General features: G+C 67.8%; 14 protein-coding genes. 8 read left to right on the top strand and 6 right to left on the bottom strand.

The features are described 5' to 3' along the window. From G5C50_RS30095 to G5C50_RS30080, 4 genes are all read left to right on the top strand, one after another. A partial coding sequence (locus G5C50_RS30095) for a polymorphic toxin-type HINT domain-containing protein (protein WP_165075261.1) occupies nucleotides 1-2,287 on the top strand: 2,287 nt, incomplete at its 5' end. A gap of 55 nt (nucleotides 2,288-2,342) precedes the next feature. Further along, complete coding sequence (locus G5C50_RS30090; RefSeq protein ID WP_165075258.1) at nucleotides 2,343-4,508, top strand: polymorphic toxin-type HINT domain-containing protein; 2,166 nt, start codon at nucleotides 2,343-2,345, stop codon at nucleotides 4,506-4,508. A 55-nt stretch (nucleotides 4,509-4,563) separates the two neighbouring features. Then, a complete protein-coding gene (locus G5C50_RS30085) occupies nucleotides 4,564-6,810 on the top strand; it encodes a polymorphic toxin-type HINT domain-containing protein (RefSeq protein ID WP_165075255.1) in 2,247 nt (748 codons plus the stop codon). 42 nt (nucleotides 6,811-6,852) lie between these two features. Next, entirely contained in the window at nucleotides 6,853-9,024 is a 2,172-nt protein-coding gene (locus G5C50_RS30080) for a polymorphic toxin-type HINT domain-containing protein (protein WP_165075253.1), read from the top strand. Nucleotides 9,025-9,049: 25 nt separating this feature from the next. Here the strand turns inward: G5C50_RS30080 and G5C50_RS30075 are convergent, their stop codons facing one another. Next, nucleotides 9,050-9,859, bottom strand: coding sequence for a c-type cytochrome (locus G5C50_RS30075; protein ID WP_407673625.1), 810 nt, complete (start codon nucleotides 9,857-9,859; stop codon nucleotides 9,050-9,052). 178 nt (nucleotides 9,860-10,037) lie between these two features. On the opposite strand from G5C50_RS30075, the gene G5C50_RS30070 reads away from it, so the two are divergent. Together G5C50_RS30070 and G5C50_RS30065 are read left to right on the top strand one after the other, a co-directional pair. Further along, the gene (locus G5C50_RS30070) at nucleotides 10,038-10,484 is read left to right on the top strand and encodes a hypothetical protein (RefSeq protein ID WP_165075249.1); all 447 of its coding nucleotides are present in this window, start codon (nucleotides 10,038-10,040) and stop codon (nucleotides 10,482-10,484) included. Next, nucleotides 10,481-11,575, top strand: a complete 1,095-nt coding sequence (locus G5C50_RS30065) for a hypothetical protein (protein WP_165075247.1) — start codon at nucleotides 10,481-10,483, stop codon at nucleotides 11,573-11,575. The genes G5C50_RS30070 and G5C50_RS30065 overlap by 4 nt, the downstream gene beginning before the upstream one ends. Nucleotides 11,576-11,659: 84 nt before the next feature. Here G5C50_RS30065 and G5C50_RS33070 read toward each other — a convergent pair whose 3' ends face one another. Together G5C50_RS33070 and guaB are read right to left on the bottom strand one after the other, a co-directional pair. Then, entirely contained in the window at nucleotides 11,660-13,843 is a 2,184-nt protein-coding gene (locus G5C50_RS33070; RefSeq protein WP_165075245.1) for a hypothetical protein, read from the bottom strand. A 328-nt stretch (nucleotides 13,844-14,171) separates the two neighbouring features. Beyond that, entirely contained in the window at nucleotides 14,172-15,677 is a 1,506-nt protein-coding gene (gene guaB / locus G5C50_RS30055) for an IMP dehydrogenase (protein WP_165075243.1), read from the bottom strand. A gap of 1,138 nt (nucleotides 15,678-16,815) precedes the next feature. Between guaB and G5C50_RS30050 the strand changes: the two genes are divergently transcribed. Continuing rightward, on the top strand, nucleotides 16,816-17,127 hold the full coding sequence (locus G5C50_RS30050) for a helix-turn-helix domain-containing protein (RefSeq protein ID WP_165075241.1): 312 nt from the start codon (nucleotides 16,816-16,818) through the stop codon (nucleotides 17,125-17,127). Nucleotides 17,128-17,388: 261 nt separating this feature from the next. On the opposite strand, the gene G5C50_RS30045 is transcribed toward G5C50_RS30050, so the two are convergent. Then, the gene (locus G5C50_RS30045) at nucleotides 17,389-18,636 is read right to left on the bottom strand and encodes an IS4 family transposase (RefSeq protein ID WP_165075239.1); all 1,248 of its coding nucleotides are present in this window, start codon (nucleotides 18,634-18,636) and stop codon (nucleotides 17,389-17,391) included. A gap of 660 nt (nucleotides 18,637-19,296) precedes the next feature. Here G5C50_RS30045 and G5C50_RS30040 point away from each other — a divergent pair. Next, on the top strand, nucleotides 19,297-19,698 hold the full coding sequence (locus G5C50_RS30040) for a response regulator (RefSeq protein WP_165075237.1): 402 nt from the start codon (nucleotides 19,297-19,299) through the stop codon (nucleotides 19,696-19,698). 155 nt (nucleotides 19,699-19,853) lie between these two features. On the opposite strand, the gene G5C50_RS30035 is transcribed toward G5C50_RS30040, so the two are convergent. Beyond that, on the bottom strand, nucleotides 19,854-20,231 hold the full coding sequence (locus tag G5C50_RS30035; RefSeq protein ID WP_165075235.1) for a response regulator: 378 nt from the start codon (nucleotides 20,229-20,231) through the stop codon (nucleotides 19,854-19,856). Next, complete coding sequence (locus tag G5C50_RS30030) at nucleotides 20,228-21,730, bottom strand: ATPase domain-containing protein (protein WP_206107918.1); 1,503 nt, start codon at nucleotides 21,728-21,730, stop codon at nucleotides 20,228-20,230. Before G5C50_RS30030 ends, G5C50_RS30035 begins: the two co-directional genes overlap by 4 nt. Nucleotides 21,731-21,745 lie beyond the last annotated feature (15 nt).

Raw genomic sequence — 21,745 nt, 5'->3', positions numbered from 1 at the left:
CGAGGCCGCCGTCGCCGCCGCGGGCCGAGACGCCGACGCCCAGGTGAAGCTCGCCCTCTGGTGCGAGGCCCACGGCATGGCGGCCGAACGCCTCAAGCATCTGACGCGCGCCGTCCTTCTCGCCCCCGACAACGCCAAGGCCCGCGGTCTGCTGGGGCAGGTCCAACGCGACGGCAAGTGGATGCGGCCCCAGGACGTGCCCAGAGCGATCGAACGGTCGCCCGACGAACGCGCCCTGATGGACGAGTACGCCGCCCGCCGCGTGAAGGCGAAGGACGAGGCCGACGACCAGTTTGAACTGGCGCTCTGGTGCGAGGAAAAGGGGCTGACCCAGCCGATGGTCGCCCACCTGCACCGGACTGTCCAGCTCGACCCCGGTCGCGACGGCGCCTGGCGTCGGCTGGGCTTCAAGAAGGTGGGGAAACGCTGGGTCGACCCAGAGTTCGAAGCCGCCGCGAAGGCCGACCGCGAGGCCCAGGAGAAGGCCGACAAGGAGTGGAAGCCCAGGCTGGAGCGGCTGCGGCTGCAGGTGGAAGGCAAGGGTGAATCGCGACGCGAGAACGCCCTGGCGGAGCTGGCGGCGATCCGAGACCCGCGATCGGCGCCGATGATCTATCAGGTGTTCGGCCGGAGCGGAGACGTCGAGCGGCATCGACTGGCCGTCGACGTGCTGAGCCGGATCGAGGGCCCCATCGCGGCGTCGGCGCTCGCCCGGGTGGCGATCGAGAGCCCGCACGCGATCGTCCGATCCGACGCCGCGACGGTTCTCCAGCGCCGCGACCCCCGCGAGTTCGCCGGCCTGCTGGCAACGCTCGTCCGCGACGAGGTGAAGTACAAGGTCAAACGAGCCAAGGGCGTGGGCGAGCCCAGCGAGCTGCTGATCGAGGGGAGGTACGCCGACGTCCGGCGGATCTACCGTCCGACCCAGGAGCCCTTCCTCGCCCAGGGCGACCAGATCATCCTGGACAAGAGCGGCAACCCCGTCATCCGCCGCCCGCACGGCGACGTCCTCGTCGGCCCCATGATGGGACAACGGGCGGCCGTCGAGCTGCTGCTGGGAGACCCCGACGTGGAGGCCGTCGTCTCCGGCTACCAGGGCGAGAGGGTCACCGACCCGGTCACGGGCCTGCCGATGGTCCCCAGGGAGATGGGACTCTTCGAACTCCCCTCGCCGATTTCGACGAGACCCATCGTGCCAATGGGCCTCGCCTTCCGGTATGCATTGAGCCTGTCGACCGCCCCGGCCTGGGCCGCGCTCCAGCACGGCGGCTCGGGCGCGGGTTGGACGAGCTCCGGCCGATTCGATTGGTCCGCCATGCCCGGTGCGGATCCCTCAACTTGGGCGAACGGCGTGAATCCGGAGGACGCCGCAAGAGTCTCGCTCTACGCCACGGGGCAAGCCACGCTGAGGGGAAGGACGCTGGGATTGCCCGAAGCCTGGCATACGCGAGCCGTCTACCGAAATGCGACCGACCTGGACGTCGTCCGCCTGACAGCCGACGCCCGCGCCTCGTCGCTGGTCGCCCGCGACCAGCTTGAGGGCGATATCGCCGCGATCGAGGCCCGCAACGAGTCCGCCCGCAAGACCAACGAGTGCGCCGTGGCCGTCCTGAAGCGCGTCAGCGGAGAGAACCGCGGGGCCGACCGCCAGGGATGGATGGACTGGGTCCTCGACCTGCACGGCTACGGACAGCCGCTCCGAAACGATCCGCCTCGCTCGTCGGTCGTCGAAGAGGTGCCGCTCAATTACACCCCCCAGTCCGCACCCAAGCCGACGGTCGAGGTCCTCGCCTTCCGCGTCGGCCCCTCCTGCTTCGCGGGCGGTACACCCGTGCGTACGCAGCAGGGCGATCGCCCCATCGAGTCGATCCGCCCCGGCGACCTCGTCCTCTCCCAGGACACGACCACGGGGAAACTCTCTTACCAGCCGGTCGTGGAGGTGCTCCACAACCCGCCCAACTGGACCTACAAGATCGACCTCGGCGGCGGCGAGTCCGTGCACCCGACGGGCATCCACCGCTTCTGGAAGGCCGGACACGGCTGGATCATGGCCCGCGAGATCAAGGCCGGCGACAAGCTGCGGACGGTGGGCGGCGTGGTGGAAGTCGTCTCCGCCGAGAAGGAGAAGGTCCAGCCGGTCTTCAACCTGCTCTTGTCCGGCGGCGACAACTACTGCGTCGGCGGTCTCGGCCTGGTGGCTCACGACAACGGCTTCGTCGAGCCCGTGGCGCAGCCCTTCGACGGCGTGCCGGCCACGGCGGAACTGACAGCGACGTCCAAGCCCTGACGGTCAACCTGTGGAACTCTCCCTTCCCCGCGACCGCGTCTGAGGAGCGCTTGCCATGTTCTTCACGCTCATGATCGGTCTGGCCGCGTTGGCGGCGGCGCCCGACGGATCGACCGACGCCGACCGCTCCGCCTATGAAGCAGCGGCCGCGGCGGCGGGTCGCGATCCCGAGGCCCAGGTGAAGCTCGCCCTCTGGTGCGAGGCCCACGGCATGGCGGCCGAGCGTCTCAAGCACCTCACCCGTGCCGTCCTTCTCGCCCCCGACAACGCCAAGGCTCGCGGCCTGCTCGGCCAGGTCCAACGCGACGGCAAGTGGATGAGGCCCCAGGACGTAGCGAAGGCGATCGAGCAATCGCCCAATGAGCGCGCGTTGATGGACGAGTACATCGCCCGCCGCGTGAAGGCCAAGGATGAGGCGGACGGCCAGTACAGGCTGGCGCTTTGGTGCGAGGAGAAGGGTCTGACCCAGCCGATGATCGCGCACCTGCGGCGGACGCTCCAGCTCGATGGGAACCGCGAGGGCGCCTGGCGTCGGCTGGGGTTCAAGAAGGTCGGCGGCCGCTGGGTGAACCCCGAGGTTGAGGCCCTCGCCAAGGCCGAACGTGAAACGCAGGCGAAGGCCGACCACGAGTGGAAGCCCAAGCTGGAGAAGATCCGCGCGGCGCTGACCGGCAAGGACCGGGCTAAGCGGTCCCAGGCGGCCGAGGACCTGGCGGCGATTGCGGACCCCCGCGCCGTGCCTGCGCTCAGCCACGTGTTCGTCCAGGGCGGCGACGAATCGCGGCAGAAACTCGCCGTCGACGTGCTGAGCCGGATCGAGGGCCCCGGAGCGTCGGTCGCACTGGCCACTCTCGCCGTTTTCAGCCCGCACGCAGGGATCCGCGCAGACGCCGCCGCGCTGCTGCAACGCCGCGACCCGCGCGAGTTCGCCGGCTTTCTGGCGAACCTGATCCAATACGAGATCAAGTACAAGGTCAAGCCGATCGACGGCCCTGGCTCCCAGGGCGGGCTGACCGTGGAGACGAAGGACGCCAACGTCATACGACGATACACTCCGCCGCGACTGGAGCTTGGCTTTCAGGATCGCCTTGTCGTCGGCGATTACGGGAACCTGATTGTCGATCGAACGGTCGGAATGATTCGCGGTGAGATCATCGCTGGCGCCTCTCCCTTGACGCTTAATCCTGAGTCGTATGCGAAAGATCCGCGAGGGGCTTTGGCCTTGGCCGGAATTTCGATGACGGGATCATCGGGCCATGTCGCCTCGATTCTCCAGGCGGGCGGTGTCTCGGCCGCGTTGAGCGGACGGCTCGGCGATTCGCTCACCGCGCCTCCTGCGCATGTGGCCTGGATGATCGAGGGCCCGCGTGAAGGCAGTACGGTTCGACCACTCCTCTTGGCATCGCAGCAGTTCTCCTACGACCAATTGAAGGCTCAGGTGAATGCTTCCACCCTGGTGGCGCGCGAGCAACTCGCTGCAGAGGTCCGGAATCTTGAGGCCTACAACGCCCCGATCCGTGAGGTCAACGATCGCGCCATTGCCGTGCTGAAGTCGACGAGCGGAGCAGATTACGGAATCGACCGCGAACAATGGATGGATTGGGTCGTCGATCTGCAGGGCTACGGGCGGCCGACCCGCTATGATTCCGGGCCCAAACCGACTTATATCGAAGACGTTCCGATTGCCTACCAGCCCGCCGTCCCCTTCACCACGAAACTGTCCTTCGTCGGCTTCCGCATCGGCCCGTCGTGCTTCGCGGGGGGGACGCCGGTGCGGACGATCCAGGGGGACCGGCCGATCGAAACCATTCAGCCGGGCGACCTGGTGCTGTCGCAGGACACGACGACAGGCAAGCTGTCGTACCAGCCGGTCGTGGAGGTGATGCACAACCCGCCCAACTGGACCTACAAGATCGACCTCGGCAAAGAGGCGGTCCACCCCACCGGCATCCACCGCTTCTGGAAGGCCGGCGAGGGCTGGGTCATGGCCCGCGAGATCAAGACCGGAGACAAGCTGCGGACCGTCGGCGGCGTGGTCGAGGTCGTCTCCGCGGAAAAGGAGAAGGTCCAGCCGGTGTTCAACCTGCTGCTCGCCGGCGGCGACAACTACTGCGTCGGCGGCCTGGGCCTGGTGGCGCACGACAACGGCTTCGTCGAACCGGTGGCGCAGCCCTTCGACGGCGTGCCGACGACCGCCGAACTGGCCTCGACGAAGCCCTGACGGTCAACCTGCGGAACTCTCCCTTTCCCACGACCGCGTCCGAGGAGCCCTTGCCATGTTCTTCACGCTCATGATCGGCCTGGCCGTGTTGGCGGCGGCGCCCGATGGATCGACCGACGCCGACCGCTCCGCCTATGAAGCAGCGGCCGCAGCGGCGGGCCGCGACGCCGACGCCCAGGTCAGGCTCGCCCTCTGGTGCGAGGCCCACGGCATGGCGGCCGAGCGTCTCAAGCACCTCACCCGTGCCGTCCTTCTCGCCCCCGACAACGCCAAGGCTCGCGGCCTGCTGGGGCAGGTCCAACGCGACGGCAAATGGATGCGGCCCCAGGACGTGGCGAAGGCGATCGAGAACTCTCCCGATCAAAAGGCGTTGATGGACGAATACTTCGCCCGCCGGGTGAAGGCGAAGGACGAGGCCGACGACCAGTACAAGCTGGCGCTGTGGTGCGAGGAGAAGGGGCTGACCCAGCCGATGCTGGCCCACCTGCATCGAACGCTCCAGCTCGACCCGAACCGCGAGGGTGCGTGGCGTCGGTTGGGGTTCAAGAAGATCGGCGGGCGCTGGGTCAATCCCGAGGCTGAGTCCGTCGCCAAGGCCGAGCGCGAGGCCCAGGGGAAGGCCGACAAGGAGTGGCGGCCGAGGCTGGAGAAGATCCGCGCCGCGCTGGCCGGCAAGGACAGGGCGAAGCGGGCCCTGGCGGTGGAGGAACTGGCGGCGGTCGCCGATCCTCGCGCCGTGCCGGCGCTCTGGCATGTGTTCGTCCAGGGCGGCGACGAATCGCGGCAGAAACTCGCCGTCGACGTGCTGAGCCGGATCGAGGGCCCCGGCGCGTCGGTCGCGCTGGCGACGCTCGCGGTCTTCAGCCCGCATGCGATGCTCCGCGCGGACGCCGCCTCATTGCTCCAGCGCCGCGACCCCCGGGAGTTCGCCGGCTTCCTGGCGAACTTGATCCAGGAAGAAATCAAGTACAAGGTCAAACCAGTGGAGGGGCCGGGAGGGCCGGGCGAGCTGGTGGTGGAGACCAAGGATAAGAACGTGCGGCGGCTCTACCGGCCGTTTCAGGGGCCCTCCATACTCCCCGGCGACTGGATGGGAAGGGATGCGAACGGGAACGCCGTCGTCAATCGACCCCTCTGGACGTACGTGGGGGCGATCACAGACAGCCGTGTTGGGCTGGAGATGATCTCCGGCGGTCCCGGCATGACGTACGCCGCTCCGGGGTATGATGGGCCGCTGATTACGGACTCCTTCGTGACGGGCCTCCCCATGGTGCCTCCGGGGGTGAGCACGATCGGAACATCTTCCCTGTCCGCCCAACAGAACCCCGCGATCGCCGGGGCGCTCTTGCAGGGAGTCGGGGTCCCGTCGGCGGTGAGCCAGAGGATCCTCGGCCAGATGCAGCAGGGATTGAACACCCGGGACGCCACGGTGGCGATGATCGCCGCATCCGGATTCACGACGCGACCGATCATCCAGGAGGCCGTCCAGATCCCGATCCAGCAGATGGAGGCCGACGCCCGGGCGTCGGCCCTGGTCGCCAGGCAGCAACTCGCGGCGGACATGGCGGGGATCGAGGCGCAGAACGCGCCGGTCCGCGAGGTCAACGACCGCGCCGTCGCCGTCCTCAAGGCTGTCAGCGGCGAGGACCGGGGCGTCGACCGGGACCGATGGACGAGCTGGGTGATCGACGTCCTGGGCTACGGCCAGCCGTTGCGGGGCGATACCTCGCCGCCGGTCACGATCGTCGAGGACGTCCCCATCGCCTACCAACCCCAGGCCATGTCCGTCGTGACGTCGTCCGTCGTCGGCCTGCGCATCGGCCCGTCGTGCTTCGCGGGGGGGACGCCAGTGCGGACGATCCAGGGGGACCGGCCGATCGAAACCATTCAGCCGGGCGACCTGGTGCTGTCGCAGGACACGACGACAGGCAAGCTGTCGTACCAGCCGGTCGTGGAGGTGATGCACAACCCGCCCAACTGGACCTACAAGATCGACCTCGGCAAAGAGGCGGTCCACCCTACCGGCATCCACCGCTTCTGGAAGGCCGGCGAGGGCTGGGTCATGGCCCGCGAGATCAAGGCCGGGGACAAGCTGCGGACCGTCGGCGGCGTGGTGGAAGTCGTCTCTGCCGAGAAGGAGAAGGTCCAGCCGGTCTTCAACCTGCTGCTCGCCGGCGGCGACAACTACTGCGTCGGCGAGCTCGGCCTGGTGGCTCACGACAACGGCTTCGTCGAACCCGTGGCGCAACCCTTCGACGGCGTGCCGGCCACGGCGGAACTGGTCGCCGGGTCGCGGCCCTGAGCGGCGGCCTTCGGGGGTTCTTGGTATCGGGGAGTGTTTACCATGATGTTCGCGTTCGTGATCGGCCTGACCATGTTCGGAGCGCCCGACGGATCGACCGACGCCGACCGCTCCGCCTATGATGCAGCGGCCGCAGCGGCGGGCCGCGACGCCGACGCCCAGGTGAAGCTGGCCCTCTGGTGCGAGGCCCACGGCATGCCCGCCGAACGCCTCAAGCACCTGACGCGCGCGGTCCTCCTCGACCCCAACAACGCCAAGGCCCGCGGTCTGCTGGGGCAGGTCCAACGCGACGGCAAGTGGATGCGCGCCGACGACGTGGCCAAGGCCGTGGAGAACTCGCCCCAGCAGAGCGCTCTGATGTCCGAGTACCTGGAGCGTCGAGCCAGGACCGCCGACAAGGCCGACGACCAGTACAAGCTCGCCCTCTGGTGCGAGGAAAAGGGGCTGACCCAGCCGATGCTGGCCCACCTGCATCGCACGCTCCAACTCGACCCGGACCGCGAAGGCGCGATTCGGCGGTTGGGCTTCAAGAAGGTCGGCGGCCGGTGGGTGAATCCGGAGGTCGAGACGGCTGCGAAAGCCGAGCGCGAGGCCCAGGCGAAGTCCGACAAAAAGTGGCGGCCCAGGCTGGAGAAGATCCGCGCGGAGCTAGGGAGCAGGGACAAGGTCAAGCGAGCCGAGGCCGAGGCGGAACTCGCGGCGGTCGCCGATCCCCGCGCTGCATCCTCCGTCTGGCAGATCTTCATCCGCGGCGGTGACGAGGGGCGCCAGCGCGTGGGTGTCGATGTCCTCAGTCGGATTGACGCCCCGTCCGCATCCGCCGCCTTGGCGCTCATCGCCGTTTTCAGCCCGCACTCCGCCATCCGCGCCGACGCCGGTCGCTTGCTCCGAGGCCGCGACGCCCGTGAATACGCGTCACTGCTCGCCGGGCTGCTTCGTGACGAGATCAAGTACAAGGTCAAGCCGGTCGAGGGCGTCGGATCTCAGGGCGAGTTGTTCGTCGAGGGGCGGGACGCGAACCTTCGAAGGCGCTACACGCCGCTCCAGGTCCCTGGGGTCGCGCAGACGGATTTCCTCGGCCGGGACGAGTCCGGTCGATTAGTCGCGATGCGGCCGACCGGACGCCTCTACAAAGGCCCCACGGTCGGCTGGGCCGACCTGAACTCGGGGCAAGTGGCCACCTTCACGCCGGGCTTCCAAGGGTCGACGATCTCCAACGGGGCGATCCACATTCCGACCGGCCTCGCGCAGAACCAGGCCCTGAATTCGGCCCTCGGCGCCGCCGGCCTGTCCGCCGATCAAGCCCAGGGACTGGTGGCGAAGCTCCCGCAGGAAACCGTGTACCCGGTCTTTCGAGACACGGCCGGCACTGGCGGCCGTCTGGAGCCGTTCTACGAGGAACTTCTGGGGATCCCGATCGAGCAGATGATGGCCGAGGCGAGAGCGTCGGTCCTGGTCGCCCGCAGCCAGATGCAACAGGACGTCGACCGAATCGAGGCCCAGAACGCCCCCCGGCGCGAGGTCAACGAGCGAGCCCTGGCCGTGCTCAAGGACGTAAGCGGTCGGGATCTTGGCGACGACCGGGAGAAGTGGTTGACGTGGGCCGTCGACCTGGAGGGTTACGCCGCGCCGATTCGGTCGGCCTCGGAGCCTCCGGCGACCTATGTCGAGGATGTTCCGCTCGCCTACCAGCCACAGGCCGTCGTGCAGCCGACGGGGACGCTTATCGGGTTCCAGGTCACGCATTCCTGCTTCGCCGCTGGGACGATGGTGCGGACGCTCCAGGGGCCGCGACCGATCGAGACGATCCAGGCCGGTGACCAGGTGCTGGCCCAGGACACGACCACCGGCGAGTTTCGCTTCCAGGCCGTGGAGACGGCCTACCACAACCCGCCCAACGAGACCTTCCGCATCGCGTTGGGGGGCGACGAGGTCGTGGCGACGGGCATCCACCGCTTCTGGAAAGCGGGCCACGGATGGGTCATGACTCGAGACCTGAAGCCGGGCGACCGTCTGCGGACGGTCGGCGGCTCGACGGTGGTGCAGGCCGTGGAGAAGGACCGAGTCCAGCCGGTGTTCAACCTCGCCCTCGTCGGCGGCGACGCCTTCTGCGTGGGCACGCAGGGGGTCGTGGCTCACGACAATAGCTTCGTCGCCCCCGTTCACTCCCCGTTCGACGCCGTCGTCGACCTGGCCTCGAACGGCAAGCGATGAATCCGTCGGCGGTCGACGCCTCCGCTTATCGCGAGGCGTCGGCCGCGTTGTATTCGCCGAGCTTCGCCGGCGGCGGCAAGTGGTCTTCCAGGCGGAACGCGGGACGGTCGTGGCTGTTGATGAAGGCGGCGACGTCGAGGGCCTCCTGGTCGGTCAGGTCGGGGTCGTCGAGGGGCATGGCGACCTTCAGCCAGGCGGCGAGCTGGGGCGCCTGCGCCAGGCCGGCGCCCTGGTTGTACGAGCGGTCGCCCCAGACTGGCGGGTTGGCCTTGCGCCCCTGGCCGTTGGCGGCGTGGCAATCGGCGCACTTCTCAGCATAGACGGCCCGGCCGCGTTCGGGGTCGGCCGAGGCCGCGTCCACGCCCAGCGGTTTGATCGCCCCCGGCCCGGCGGGTCGGCTCGGGTTCATGGCGACGGGACGATCGCCCGAGAGCCAGGTGATGTAGGCGGCCATGGCCACCGAGACCTCGCCCCCCAGCGGCGGTCGGACGCCGTTGCAGCTCCGCATGAAACAGTTGAGGATCCGATCCTCCAACGTGATGACCCGCCCCTCGCGCGGAGAGTACGCGGGATAGGCCGTCGCCGTTCCCAGAAACGTCCCGGCCTTCGGGTCCTGGCCGCCGTCGAGGTGGCACGACCCGCAGTTCAGCGCGTTGCCGACGTAAGGCTTCGACAGCGGATGCGTCGCCGTCTCCCGCACGAGCTTCTCGCCCAGCCGAACAACGTCCCCCAGCGGCCCCGGCGGCAGCGCCTGCTCCGGCTCCGTCTTCGAAGCTCCCAGGATCGCGATGGCGATCGCGATCAAGCCCCCCAACGCCGCCGCGCTCGTGCGCATCTGCATGATCGATCCTCCTGCGAACGCTTCGATCCGAACCTCGCTATCGATCTTACGAGTTCCGGCAACCCGAGGAGGCCGCGGTGAGGATCGCGATACTTTGATGGCCGCTTCTTGCAGTGATAAGATGGAATGACGAGGTCGCGATGCTGAAGGACGGAATGCGGAGTCTGCGGCAATGTCGACTGGCGAGGACGTCGGGCCCGAACACCCAGTTCGGACGCGCCGGCGCAGGCTCCGATACTTCTTCTACGTGAAACATCATCAAGCGGGTCGTTCTCAGCACGCCCAATGGGCGCGAGATCTCAGCCGCGAGGACGAGTTCAACGTTTTCGACGTGGCCGACTTTCACGACCTCTCGGACCACAAAGGGGATCTCTACGGGGTACGGCGACTTGAAGACGGTCGTTTCGCGGTAATCGGCACGCGGGAGGAACAGGTCGCCGAGTTCCCCGTAACCCCTTTGAATCAGGCCTGGCACGGTTATCCCTGCTGGCCCATCCTCCGCCGCGACGACGCGGATCGTAAGGCGCGGCCGCCTCGAGAGGCCGTCGACAAGATGGTCCAGGCAGGGATTCTGCAGGAGAAGCAGGCGTCTCGGCTGAAGGCGGGGAGGGCGATATGAACCGGATCATCGAAGGCCACGGCCATCGCTTCCTCGGCGAGAGAATCAGTTGGTGCGGCCGATACGCCTGGACCGAAACGCCCTGCTTCGGCGCCGAGGATGGAAAACTCATCATTCTTCCCCACGGTCCTAGCCTTGGGCTTCCCTGTCTCGAAGGGATCACGATCGAGCCCATCAACGGCGTCGCATTCAGTGGGGCGGACGTCGCGATCAGCTCGAGGTCCGAGGTCGTGGTCGGTTATCGCAAGGGGAGCAATCCTTTCGACCTGGGACGGTATCCGACGCAGTATCCTGGAGGCGCGCACGGGATCGTCGCCTCGGACCACGGCGGGTTCGTCGCTCCAATCGGGCCCGACGGCGTCCTGATCCTGAGTCCGGCCGAGACGCGGTCGATTCGGGGGGCGATCATCCAGGACGCTCAGGCTCTGTTCAACTGCTGCAAGATCGCCCGACTCGGAGGCGGGACGGCCGGGGAGGTTTTCGCCTGCGCCGCGCGAAGGGACGGCCTGCTAGCGTTGGTCGAGCCCCGGAGCGGTCCTAGGCTGGTCGTCCATCGTTTCGAGGGTCGCGACGTCGTCGACGTTTGCTCGCCGGGGATCGCGGAATTCCCATATGCGGCGATCGGCGTCGGCCGCGACCTGAGCCTGTTCTTCATCGCTGATGTGCTCAGCGACGAGCCTCCGGTGGCGCTCGCTTTCGGCGACCTTGAGGGTACAGCGTATTCCGTCCTGTCTTCAGGCGGGCACGTCTTTCTTCTGACCGACCGCGAGTTCATCACTCTGCCAGGGCTCGCCGACCGCTTCCTGCGTCGCCGGGATCAGATGCACGAAGACGTCATCGTCTCAACGACGCGTTGCGACGTGGTCGAGGCGTTCGCCGTCGGCGGCGACATTTTCCTGATCGAGGGCGAAACCGTCGCCGAATACCCGGTCGCAGCCCTGGCGGACGTCTCTCCATCGGCGAAGACGTCGCGCGACGAATCCGATCGCGTTGAGATCTCGCTTGATCGACGAACGGCGAGCCCAAGCATCCTCGGCGATCCCGGCTGGTCGTTAGACCTTCAACGGGACGTCGCGATCTCGGCCGCCTGATTCGGTCTTCGCCGTTCGAAGCGACGACGGCCGCCGGGAGGTCCGGCGGCCGTCGTCGTTGGTACGTCTTCCCGAGGGTTCGGCTCAGTAGTTCTTGCCCTTGAGGGGCGGGCCGGTGCCGTGGACGGGGAGGTAGTACATATCGGTCGGGATCTTGTCGCCGGGGCGCCAGTAGCCCAGGTCGTACTGAGCCTCCCACGGGGGATCGACGACCAGGGCGTAGGGCAAGGTGAGGATCTGGAAGGCGAACTGGCCGGCCGAGGCGAACGGCTGGAGGATCTGCATCCGCTGGGTCGACTGCTTGTGGTTGTCGACCGGGTAGGTGAAGTAGCGGCCGGCGGGGCCCAGGTACTGCTCAACGCTGTGGCCGTACCGTTCCAGCATGGGGTCCTGGAAGTAGAGCGGCAGGTGGCAGGTCGCGGCCGCCGCCCAGTACTTGCGCTGGGGGCTCCAGGTCCGGGCGCCCAGCGGAACCCAGTCCTCGGGGACGGGGACGGCGTTGATCGGCCGGGCCTCGGCCGGGCTGGGGGCCCGGCTGATGTCGATCTGCGTCTGCATCCGGCTGTCGGCCGAGAGGTCGCGGTTCGGGTCGTAGCCGGCTTCGGGCTCGATCGCGGGCTGCTGGCGACGGGCCAGGCGGGCGCGGTCCTCTTGCTCCTGGCGGCGGGCGATGGCCTCGACGCTCCGCTCAAGGTCGGGCGAGAGGGTCGAGGAGGCCGTGGCGCGAGGGGGGACGAACCCGGAGGCCGCCGCCGGCGACTGGGGGTTCAAGCCGGCGGCCTCGGCCGCGCTGGGGGCGGCGCCCAGGTCGGAGACCGGGGTGAAGGCGGGCGTCGGATCGGACTCGGGAAGCTGAGGGAGGTCCTGAGCCGGGGCGGGCATGGCTGGAGCGGGACCGGTCTCGCCGGGGAGCGGCGGCAGGCCGTCGTTCGGCTGAGGAGCCGGGGCCGCACCGCGAAGCTCGCTCGGCAGCGCCGGGAGGTCCAGCATCGGGTCGCTCATGCCGGCGGGAGCCGGGGTCGGCGTGGGAGCGGGCTCCTCGGCCGGGGTCGGGACGGCCTCGGCGGCGGGCGCCGGGGTCGAGAGCGTCTCGGCGGCCGGAGCGGGACCCGGGTCGACGGGAACCGGCATCGCGGCGGGGGCCGGGGCCGGTTCCTCGGCGGGGGTCGGGACGGCCTCAGCGGCCGGCGTCTCGGCCGGGTCCTGCGCGGGCGTCTCGGTGGAGTCGCGATGGAGCGCGGGGGCGCTTCTCGCGCCGGCGAGTCCCGCGGGATCGGGCAACTCGTCGGGCAGTTCCAGCCGGATCGGCTCGGGAGCGGCGGCCGGGGCCGGTGCCGGGGCCGGTTCGGCGGTCGGAGCGGGCGCGGCGGTCATGGCCGACCGGGAGCGAGTGACGGCCGAGTCAGCGGCGGCGGCCGGCGCAGGGTCCAGCGTCGGGAAGGGCGTCACCAGGTCGGCCTGGGCCTGCATGGCGGCCGAGGCCTGTTCGGGCAAGGGCGCCGGCGCGGAGTCGGCGGCTTCAGCCGCGGCGGCCGCGATCGACTTCGGGGCGGTCGCGACGGGCTCGATCGGGACGACCTTCGGGGCCGTGGGGACCTTCATGGCGTCGGCGAGAGCCGATTCGCCGACGGCCCTGGCCGAGGACGGCATCTCCCAACGCGACCGCTTGGGGGCCGCGGGGACCTCGATCGGCGGGGCGTCGGGGATCTCCGGGAGCGGGGCCGGCGCGGCAGCGACTCGGGCACGCGACGCGGCCGACGGAGCCGGGGCCGGCTCGGGGGCCTCGCCGCCGGCCAGGCGGATGGGCTCGGGCCGGTCGTCCCCTTCGCGGGTCACGGCGCGGTCGCGGGTCTTGTCGGCGACGGCCGTCGAGTTGGTCGCCGGCGCGAAGCCGCCGGAGCGGAGCGACCGCTGGCTGACGGCGTAGGGCTTCTCCGAGCCGATGGCCTCACGCGTCCCGCGCTGGGCGCGGTCGAGAGCCTGCTTGAGCTTGGTTCGCTCCGGACCGTTGAGTTCGGCCTGGCGCTTCTCCGCCTCGCGGAGGTACTTCAAGGCCCGGTCGAACTCCTGGTATTCGATGTAGTCCAGGCCGGTGCGCAGGAGGTGGCGGGCGCCCCGCGCGGCGGCCATGCCGAATCCGGCGTCGGCGTCGGCGGACGCCCCGCCGTTCAGCCTGTCCGGCGGCTGCGACTGCTGGGCCGAGACCGTCGAGGCCGAAAGCACGGCCCCGAAGATCGTCGTGGTCAATGCCGAGGTTGTGCGACGCAAGCCACGCCTCCTTGCTTTCCTGGAACGCTCGACGCCCCGAGGAGCGCCGGCTCGTCAACGGACCGCGGCCGAGGGCGCGAGGCCCCCGGATCGGCCCGGGTCGAACATCGTCGATGCTTCCGCTGACCCCCGTCCTGGGGATCGGCGTCGCGGGCTGGAAGACCTCCGCGCCCCGACGCCTCCTGACTTGATTTGGACTGACTGGCGAACGTGGACCAGGACTCGTTTCACGGCGGGGGTCGTCTCGCGACCCCCTGAGAACCCAATAGGGACGACGTGGAGACGAGAGTTCCCGACGCCTTCGGCTTTCTTCAGCGGGGCCGGTCGCTCAGACCTGGGACCGGCCTCCCTCGGATTCTCCGCTGTAGCTGGTGTAGTTGGGGGCTTCCTGGGTGATGGCGATGTCGTGCGGGTGGCCTTCCTGGACCGACGCCGAGGTCACCTGGATGAACCGGCTCTTGGTCCGCAGGTCCTCGATCGTCTTCGTCCCGCAGTATCCCATCCCGGCCCGGAGGCCTCCGACCAACTGGAACACGTAATCGGCCAGCGGGCCCTTGTACGGCACCCGGCCCTCGACCCCTTCGGGGACGAGCTTCGGGGCGGCCCCGGTCTTGGTTTCAGACGGCTTGGCGGCTTCCTGACGGTAGCGCTCGTGCGAGCCCTTGGCCATCGCGCCCAGGGATCCCATCCCGCGATACGTCTTGAAGCTCCGGCCGCGGTAGATGATCGTGTCGCCGGGGCTCTCCGCCAGTCCGGCGAAGAGACCGCCGATCATGACGCAGTGGGCGCCGGCGGCGATCGCCTTGCTGATGTCGCCCGAGTATCGGATGCCGCCGTCGGCGATGATCGGGACCGAGCCCCCCAGCGCCTTGGCCGCCGAGGCGATCGCCGTCATCTGCGGCACTCCCACGCCCGAGACCACCCGCGTCGTGCAGATTGAGCCCGGTCCAATCCCGACCTTCACCGCATCCGCGCCGGCGTCCGCCAGGGCCTTCGCCCCTTCGGCCGTCGCCACGTTGCCGGCGACCACCTGGATCTGGAACTCGCGCTTGATCTTGCGAACCGTCTCCACCACGTTCCTGCTGTGCCCGTGGGCCGAGTCCACGATCAGAACGTCGACGTCCGCTTCCAGCAGCGAGGCGATCCGCTCATAGTCGTGAACGCCCACCGCGGCTCCGGCCCGCAGCCGCCCGCGCGCGTCCTTGCAGGCGTTGGGATACCGGTGCAGCTTGTCGATGTCCTTGATCGTGACGAGACCCTTCAGTCGGTATTCATCGTCAACCAGCAGAAGTTTCTCGACCTTATTCTTCGTTAAAATCCGATCCGCCTCTTCCAGGCGGGTGTCGGCGGGGGCGGTGACCAGGTTCTCCTTGGTCATGACCTCCTCAATACGGAGGTCGTTCGACTCCAGGAACCGCAGGTCGCGACGGGTGAGGATCCCCATCAACCGGCCGTTGACGGTGATCGGCACGCCCGAGATGTTGTGCCCGGACATGATCTTCCGGGCCTCGCCCACGGTGGCGTCCGGCGGCAGGGTGATCGGGTCGACGATCACGCCGTTCTCGGACCGCTTCACCTTGTCGACCTCTCGGGTCTGCTCCTCGATCGAGAGGTTCTTGTGGATGACCCCCAGGCCGCCTTCCTGCGCCAGCGCGATGGCCAGTTCGGCCTCGGTCACCGTGTCCATGGGGGAGGACAGAATCGGGATGTTCAGCGCGATGCTGGACGTCAAATTGGTGCGGACGTCGACCTCCCGAGGGAGGTAGTCGGAGTATCCCGGCTCAAGGAGGACGTCGTCGAAGGTGATGCCCTGATAGGCGATGCGATCGTGCATCGGGAAAAGCTCCGGGACAGCCCGACCCACAGGCCGAACACATCACACGTCGTGACGCGATCTTGAACGATCGACGAGAACCGAACGGACGAGACGGGGGTTCAGGTCGGGCCCGGGGCGTCGATCGAGGTCGGGGGGATCTGGTGCCTTTCCTTAGACATTAAACCCGACCCAGGAGGAACCGACAAGCCCAACCGCTGAACACCGCCTCCACTCCCGTCCTGCTCCAATCCCACTCCCACCACCGGCTCCGTTTGGCTCCGTTCGTCGACGGCCCGCCCGTCGCCCGCTGGCCGCAAACCTTTGTTCAACACCCGCTTACGCCACTCCGCGGCTCCCCGCAATTGGCTCCGATCGACCAGTTTCGCCGAACGCAACAAGCTCCGGGCAATTGGTCCGCACAGTCTTCCCTCCTCGCGGGGGAAGACAGATCGCGAAGCGATCCGATGAGGGGGACGACCGCCGTCGGCTCCTAATCCAACCTGAGAACCCGCTACAACCTTCTCCGCCCGAACCATTGGCTCCCTTTGGCTTCGATCGCTCCCGTCACCCAGCCCGCGAAGGCGACGCAAACGTTTTCCCCATTGAAACTTGAGGCGGTTCGCCGGATCCCAGAATTGGCTTTGATCGACCATTTTCCGGATACCCCTCGCGCAACGGCTCTGAAGAACGGCGGACCTGGGAGCCCAGGCCACGCCTACGTGGCCATGAACCGCTGGGGCCGACCGTGTGACCATCGCCGATCGCCTGGCCACACAAGCGTGGCCAGGGCGCCCGATCTGCCCCCTTGATTCAGAAGTGGCTTCCGACGAGCGTCGACGGTATTCAGCGAGTGGTGTCATCTTCCGCCGCCTCCCCCCACGTCCCCTCACCCGAGCGATCCCCATCCCGGCCGATCGCAGCGCATGCGCGAGCATGTCTCTCTATTCAATACTGTGGTCTCCAGAGCCCCGAGAATTCCGGCGAATCGCCGCCGCCGGCCGCTGCCCATTCGCCTCAACCGGAACGTCGAGACCGATGGAGACGACCGCTCGAAGGCCCCCTAGATCGCTCCCCTTGAGAGCCAGGCTGGAGTTCCGTATGACCTGGTCTCGATCGCCGAGGAACGATACAACCGACACCTGGAAAGGACCGAGCGATGGCGATCAAGCTGGAGGACTATCTGGCGAAGCTGCCGGCCGAGGAACGGGCCGAAGTGGAAGCCAGCATGGCCAGGGCCGTCGAGCGGGAGGCGTCCCTTCGCCAACTGAGGGAAGCCCGACACCGCTCACAGGTCGAGATGGCCGCGACGTTGAAGACCACGCAGGCGGCCGTCAGCCGGTTGGAAAGGCGGACCGACGTCTATGTGAGCACCCTCCGGAAGTACGTCGAAGCGATGGGGGGAACCCTGGTGATCTCCGTCCAGTTCGACGATCAACCCCCGGTCAAGCTGTCCCAATTCGGCGAATGAAGACAGGAAGGTGAGATGCGGGAGGAGTAGGGCCCGCTGTTGGGACCATTCGGAAGATCAGGTCTCGCGATGCCGCAGTCGCGTCAGGCGCGCATGCCGGGCGGCCGCATTTTCACCTTGATGAAACCTAACAAGCTCCGCCGAGCGGCCCCTACTGGGCTGGGCTTCTCTCCCGGAGAAAGTCGAGCAGAGGACTGAACGAGGACAGCCCATATCGCCTGGATCTCCACGGAATTTAGCAGTGACCCGAATGCCACGAAGTTAAGCCGCAAACCATTGCTGGATTAGGTCTTCGTGGTATTCGCGCCGGGGCTTGGTCATCCGCATGTACTTCTTGGGGCGGCGTTTCTTGACACGCGGCTCGTAGCGGCCGCGGCGGCACGGGTTGACGACCAGCATCGGCGTGTCGCCGTCGCCCGGCATGCCGGTCAGCCAGCGGAGGCCGTCGATCAGGCTGAGGCGGTCGGGGTCGACTCGTTGCGTCCGCGCCGACTCCAGCATCGCCGAGCGCACCAGGTTGTACGCGATCGCGTACATCGCCAGCTCTTTCAGGACGCCGTCCACCGTCATGCACTTGAGCACGTCCATGTTCATCGTGATCTTCAGATGTCGGAAATCGTGCTCCACGCGCCATCGCTTGTAATAGACTTCCGCCAGTTCCGTCGCGGGGTGCATCGCCGCGTCCAGGAGAGTCGTCGCCAGCGTCAATCGTCGCACCCGATAGCCCGGCGTCGCCACCTCGTACCGCAACTCGCGGACCAGGATCTCGTCCGGCAGCGTCGCGTATTCTTCGGCCGTCATCCACTCGGGTCGGGCCTTGGGCTTGGGCCAGGCGACCACCTGATCCCACGGCCCGTGCGTCAGCACCCATCGCGAGCTCGGCAGGCCCTGGGGCCGAGGATACGGGCCCTTCCTCCGCGCCGTCGGCCGCCCCGGCGTGAAGTCGACGTTCAGCCGCTGGTGCATGCGGAAGACCGCGAAAACGCCGCGTCCGATCAAGATCGCCAGATGAGCATAGGAACAGAAGCCGCGGTCTCCCAGGAGGACGTCGCCCGGCTCCAACTCGCTTGAGATCGCCCCGGCCCCGGCCATGTCGTGGGACCGCAGCGGGGCGGTCGTCATCCGCAGGAGCATCCCCGTCTCGACGTGGAACAGAGCCAGCAGCTTGGCCACCGGGAAGCCGCACCCCGGCCGCTGGCCCGAGGGCTGGCCGAAGCGGGCCTGCAACTCGGGCGCGTCGGGCATGGAGACGCTCGAGCCGTCCTCGACCCAGAGCCGATGGCCCCGCCAGCGGCAATCCTCCGAGGTGCCCCGGACGGCCGCGGCCACCCCTTCGACGAGCCCGAGGAAGACCGCCAGGGGGATGCGACGTCGAGCCTGGCAGTAGGCCGAGTCGCTGAACTCCTGACCGCCGAGCCGCTCGACATGCCGGCACGAAGTGTCCTCAGCAAGACCTGCAGAAGGAACAGCGAGATCGTCTCGACCGGCCCAAGCTTGCGAGCCCTCCAACGATATCCCGCCTTCTCGCAAGCCGCCTCGATCGTCCTCGGCGAGATCGCGGCGGCGGCGTCTTGGCGCAGGCGGCCGAGGATGGTGAAGATGCGAGTCGGCATGGGGGGGCTCCGTGCGGCGTCTCGGCGCGTCCTCGAGAAACCGCCAGGATGCCCTCGGGCCCCCTCAGCCTTCAAGACGCGACAAGTCGTTCACGCCGAAGGCCTTGTGCACTATCTTCGTGGCATTCGGGTCGCTCTTAATATCGCCGGCGATCTAGGTAAACTCGGGGGTTTTCGTCCCATCGAAATCCCCGGGGCCTTGGCCAAAGTAGGAGTAGGGTCTGCTGTGCGGGCCATTCGGAAGAGCAGGTCTGGCAATGTCGAACGAGTCGTCGGGCGTACGTGTCGGGTGGAATGTTCCCTTTCACCCTGGTGAGACCTAACAAGGTCCGCGGAGTGGACCCTATTGGGCTTCCATGCCAAGGTCCTCCAGCATCGGCGAGCGTGGTGGGTAGAGCCGCATTTGTCGCCGCTTCGAGAGTCATCTTTACGCCGTGTCGCCCCCATGTGGAGCCTCTCCGAAAGCGTCGCGGCTGGACGTAGGTCTGGCATCCGGGTATGATCTCCGATGCACGGATGAACTAAGCTCCATGGAATCCTCACCCGAGGTTGGAACATGCGGGGACATGCCCATTCCGCGCTTCGCATCCTCGTCGTCGACGACAACGTCGATACGGCCGCCTGCCTGGCCATGCTCTTGCAAGCGTGGGGTTATGAGGCCGCCGAGGCCCACGACGGCCCCGAGGCGCTCCAAGTCGCCCGAGAACAGCGGCCGCACGCCGTGGTGCTCGACCTCGGGCTGCCGCTGATGGACGGCTTCGAGGTCGCCCGGCGACTGCGCGAGCAGCCCGGCGGGAAAGACGTCTTCATCGTGTGCTCCTCGGGCTTCAATCAGGAGTCCGATCACCGGCGCGCCGAGGAGGCTGGGATCGACCAGTATCTGGTCAAACCCTTCGATCCCTTCGTCCTGGAAGACTTGCTGGCTTCGCGCCTCGCGTGCGAAGCCCTATCGAGCTGAGGAAGCTCAATTCGAGCATTCCACTCGGCCCCCGAACACCGGGGGCTGCGACGCCCCCTGCGCGAGGGGGCGCCATGACGCCTGGAAGCCGGCGCCACGGAAGGCGCAAGCGGGCGAGGCTCGCCCCGGCTTCCCCCACGTCGAGACGACCCCCCTCAACTCTGAACGACCTCGTCGGGGGCGCCCGCGAATTCCCGGACCGTCCGCAGCAGGTCCTCCAGACCGAACGGCTTCCGCAGGAACGCGTCCCAGTGGTAGTCGTGCTGCTTCACGCCCGGCTGCACCGAACTCATCAGCACCACGGGAACGCCGTCCAGGCCCGGGGTCTCCTTCATCGTGCGAAGCACCTCCAAACCGCTGATGTAAGGCAGCATGACGTCCATCAGCAGCAGGTCGGGCTTGCAAGCCTTCAGCCGCTCGAGCGCGGCGCGACCGTTGGAGCACGACTCGGTGCTGTAACCCTCTTCTTCGAGGATCGAGCGGAGCATGCCGACCAGGTCGAATTCGTCGTCGACCACGAGGATGCACTTCATCGTTGGTCCTCCTTGACCGAGGGCGATCCGGAGAGGCGGCCGTAGCCCGTCAGGATCGCCTCGGCGCTCTCGAAGGAGTCGGCGACCTCCAGGCCCTGGTCGGTGATCTTGAATTCCCGGATGGAGGTGTCGTATCGGCTCTCGCGCATCTTCATGATCGACAGCAGCCGGTAGAGCTGCGACCGAAGCTCGACGTAGCGGAGCAGGACCACGGTCTCGACGACGTTGGCCAGCTCCGGGTTGGGCATGTCGATCTCGGGCCGGAAGAGCGGCAGCTCCTCGGTCATCACGGCCGTGACGTCAGACGCCCGCAACTGGTTGCAGAACGCCGAGAGGAACCGAGGCAGCCGGTCGGGGTAGACCGAGGCCGCCCGGAAGCCCTCCACGCCGTCGAAGAAAAGCCGCCGTCGCGGCTGCTCGTGCTCGCGGATCTTCTCCAGCAACTGCTCGGCCAGGGAGTCCAGCATGTGCTCCAGCGGCGGCTGCCAGACCACATCGATCAGCCCTTCCTTGACGTATTTCTCAAGCTCGATGCCCACCTGGTTGGCCTTCTCCATCAGCCGAGGCGGCGGCTCGTAGAAGCCGAAGTAGGTGCCGTGGTGGCCCTGCTTGGCGCCCTCGACGAGGAAGGAAAGGCCGAGCAACGTCTTGCCCGTCCCGGGGGCCCCCAGCAGCGCGGTGGTCGAACCGGAGGGAAGGCCGCCGAAGGTCATCTTGTCCAGCTCGGCGACGCCGAACGGCATGCGGACGCGCAGCTCGGTCGCCCTGCCCGGCGGCTTGTCGAACTGGATCTCGGTGCGGGGGTGGATCACGATGCCGCTTTCGGTGATCTCGACCTCGTGCCGCCCCCGCAGGTAATCCCCGCCGCGGAACTTGTGCACCACAAGCTCGCGGACGGCGCGGGGGCCGATCAACTGATCGCTCAACTCGACGACGCCGTCGACCACCGCGTTCTCCGTGAACGAGTAGCTCGGGTCCTTGAAGCACATCAGCAGCGAGGTGCAGCCGATCAGGCCCGTGAACGCCTGAAGCTCGTGGACGAACTCCTTGATCTTCTGCTCCCCATCGGCGAACTGGCGGATGCTCTCCATGCCGTCGACGACCAGCAAGGTGGCCCGACGGTCTCGCAACGTCGCCCGAATGAGGTCGAGAAGGGCGTCGGGCCCTCCTTCGCGGAGCGACGAGTAGCCGCTGACGTAATAGAGCCGATCGGGGATCTTATCGCGATCGAAGAACTTCAGGGAAGCGAGGTGCCGGAGCATCTTGGCGTGCGATTCGACCAGCAGCGAGATATAGACGCAACTGCCGTCGGTGCGGGCGAGGTGGTTGAAGCAGAACTGGTTGCCCAGGATCGTCTTGCCGCTCCCCGGCGGGCCGATCAGGTTGTAGGTCCCGCCCTTCAAAAAGCCGCCCTTGAGGATGTAGTCGAGGCGCGGAATGCCGCTCTCGACCCGCTCCAGGCCGTCGGGCGGCGGTTGCTCTGATGTTGACTCGTTCAAGCGATCATCGGCCAT

This window comes from Paludisphaera rhizosphaerae (assembly GCF_011065895.1).
GTDB classification, from domain to species: domain Bacteria; phylum Planctomycetota; class Planctomycetia; order Isosphaerales; family Isosphaeraceae; genus Paludisphaera; species Paludisphaera rhizosphaerae.
Note: the sequence above shows the minus strand (reverse complement) of the source record. Positions and strands in the feature narration are given on the sequence as shown.

Excerpts from the sequence above, each read along its gene's own strand:
- G5C50_RS30035 (WP_165075235.1), bottom strand. The coding sequence starts at position 20,231 with ATGAAGTGCATCCTCGTGGTCGACGACGAATTCGACCTGGTCGGCATG.
- G5C50_RS30040 (WP_165075237.1), top strand. The coding sequence starts at position 19,297 with ATGCGGGGACATGCCCATTCCGCGCTTCGCATCCTCGTCGTCGACGAC.
- G5C50_RS30090 (WP_165075258.1), top strand. The coding sequence starts at position 2,343 with ATGTTCTTCACGCTCATGATCGGTCTGGCCGCGTTGGCGGCGGCGCCC.
- G5C50_RS30080 (WP_165075253.1), top strand. The coding sequence starts at position 6,853 with ATGATGTTCGCGTTCGTGATCGGCCTGACCATGTTCGGAGCGCCCGAC.
- G5C50_RS30075 (WP_407673625.1), bottom strand. The coding sequence starts at position 9,859 with ATGCGCACGAGCGCGGCGGCGTTGGGGGGCTTGATCGCGATCGCCATC.
- G5C50_RS30065 (WP_165075247.1), top strand. The coding sequence starts at position 10,481 with ATGAACCGGATCATCGAAGGCCACGGCCATCGCTTCCTCGGCGAGAGA.
- G5C50_RS30050 (WP_165075241.1), top strand. The coding sequence starts at position 16,816 with ATGGCGATCAAGCTGGAGGACTATCTGGCGAAGCTGCCGGCCGAGGAA.
- guaB (WP_165075243.1), bottom strand. The coding sequence starts at position 15,677 with ATGCACGATCGCATCGCCTATCAGGGCATCACCTTCGACGACGTCCTC.
- G5C50_RS30070 (WP_165075249.1), top strand. The coding sequence starts at position 10,038 with ATGTCGACTGGCGAGGACGTCGGGCCCGAACACCCAGTTCGGACGCGC.
- G5C50_RS30085 (WP_165075255.1), top strand. The coding sequence starts at position 4,564 with ATGTTCTTCACGCTCATGATCGGCCTGGCCGTGTTGGCGGCGGCGCCC.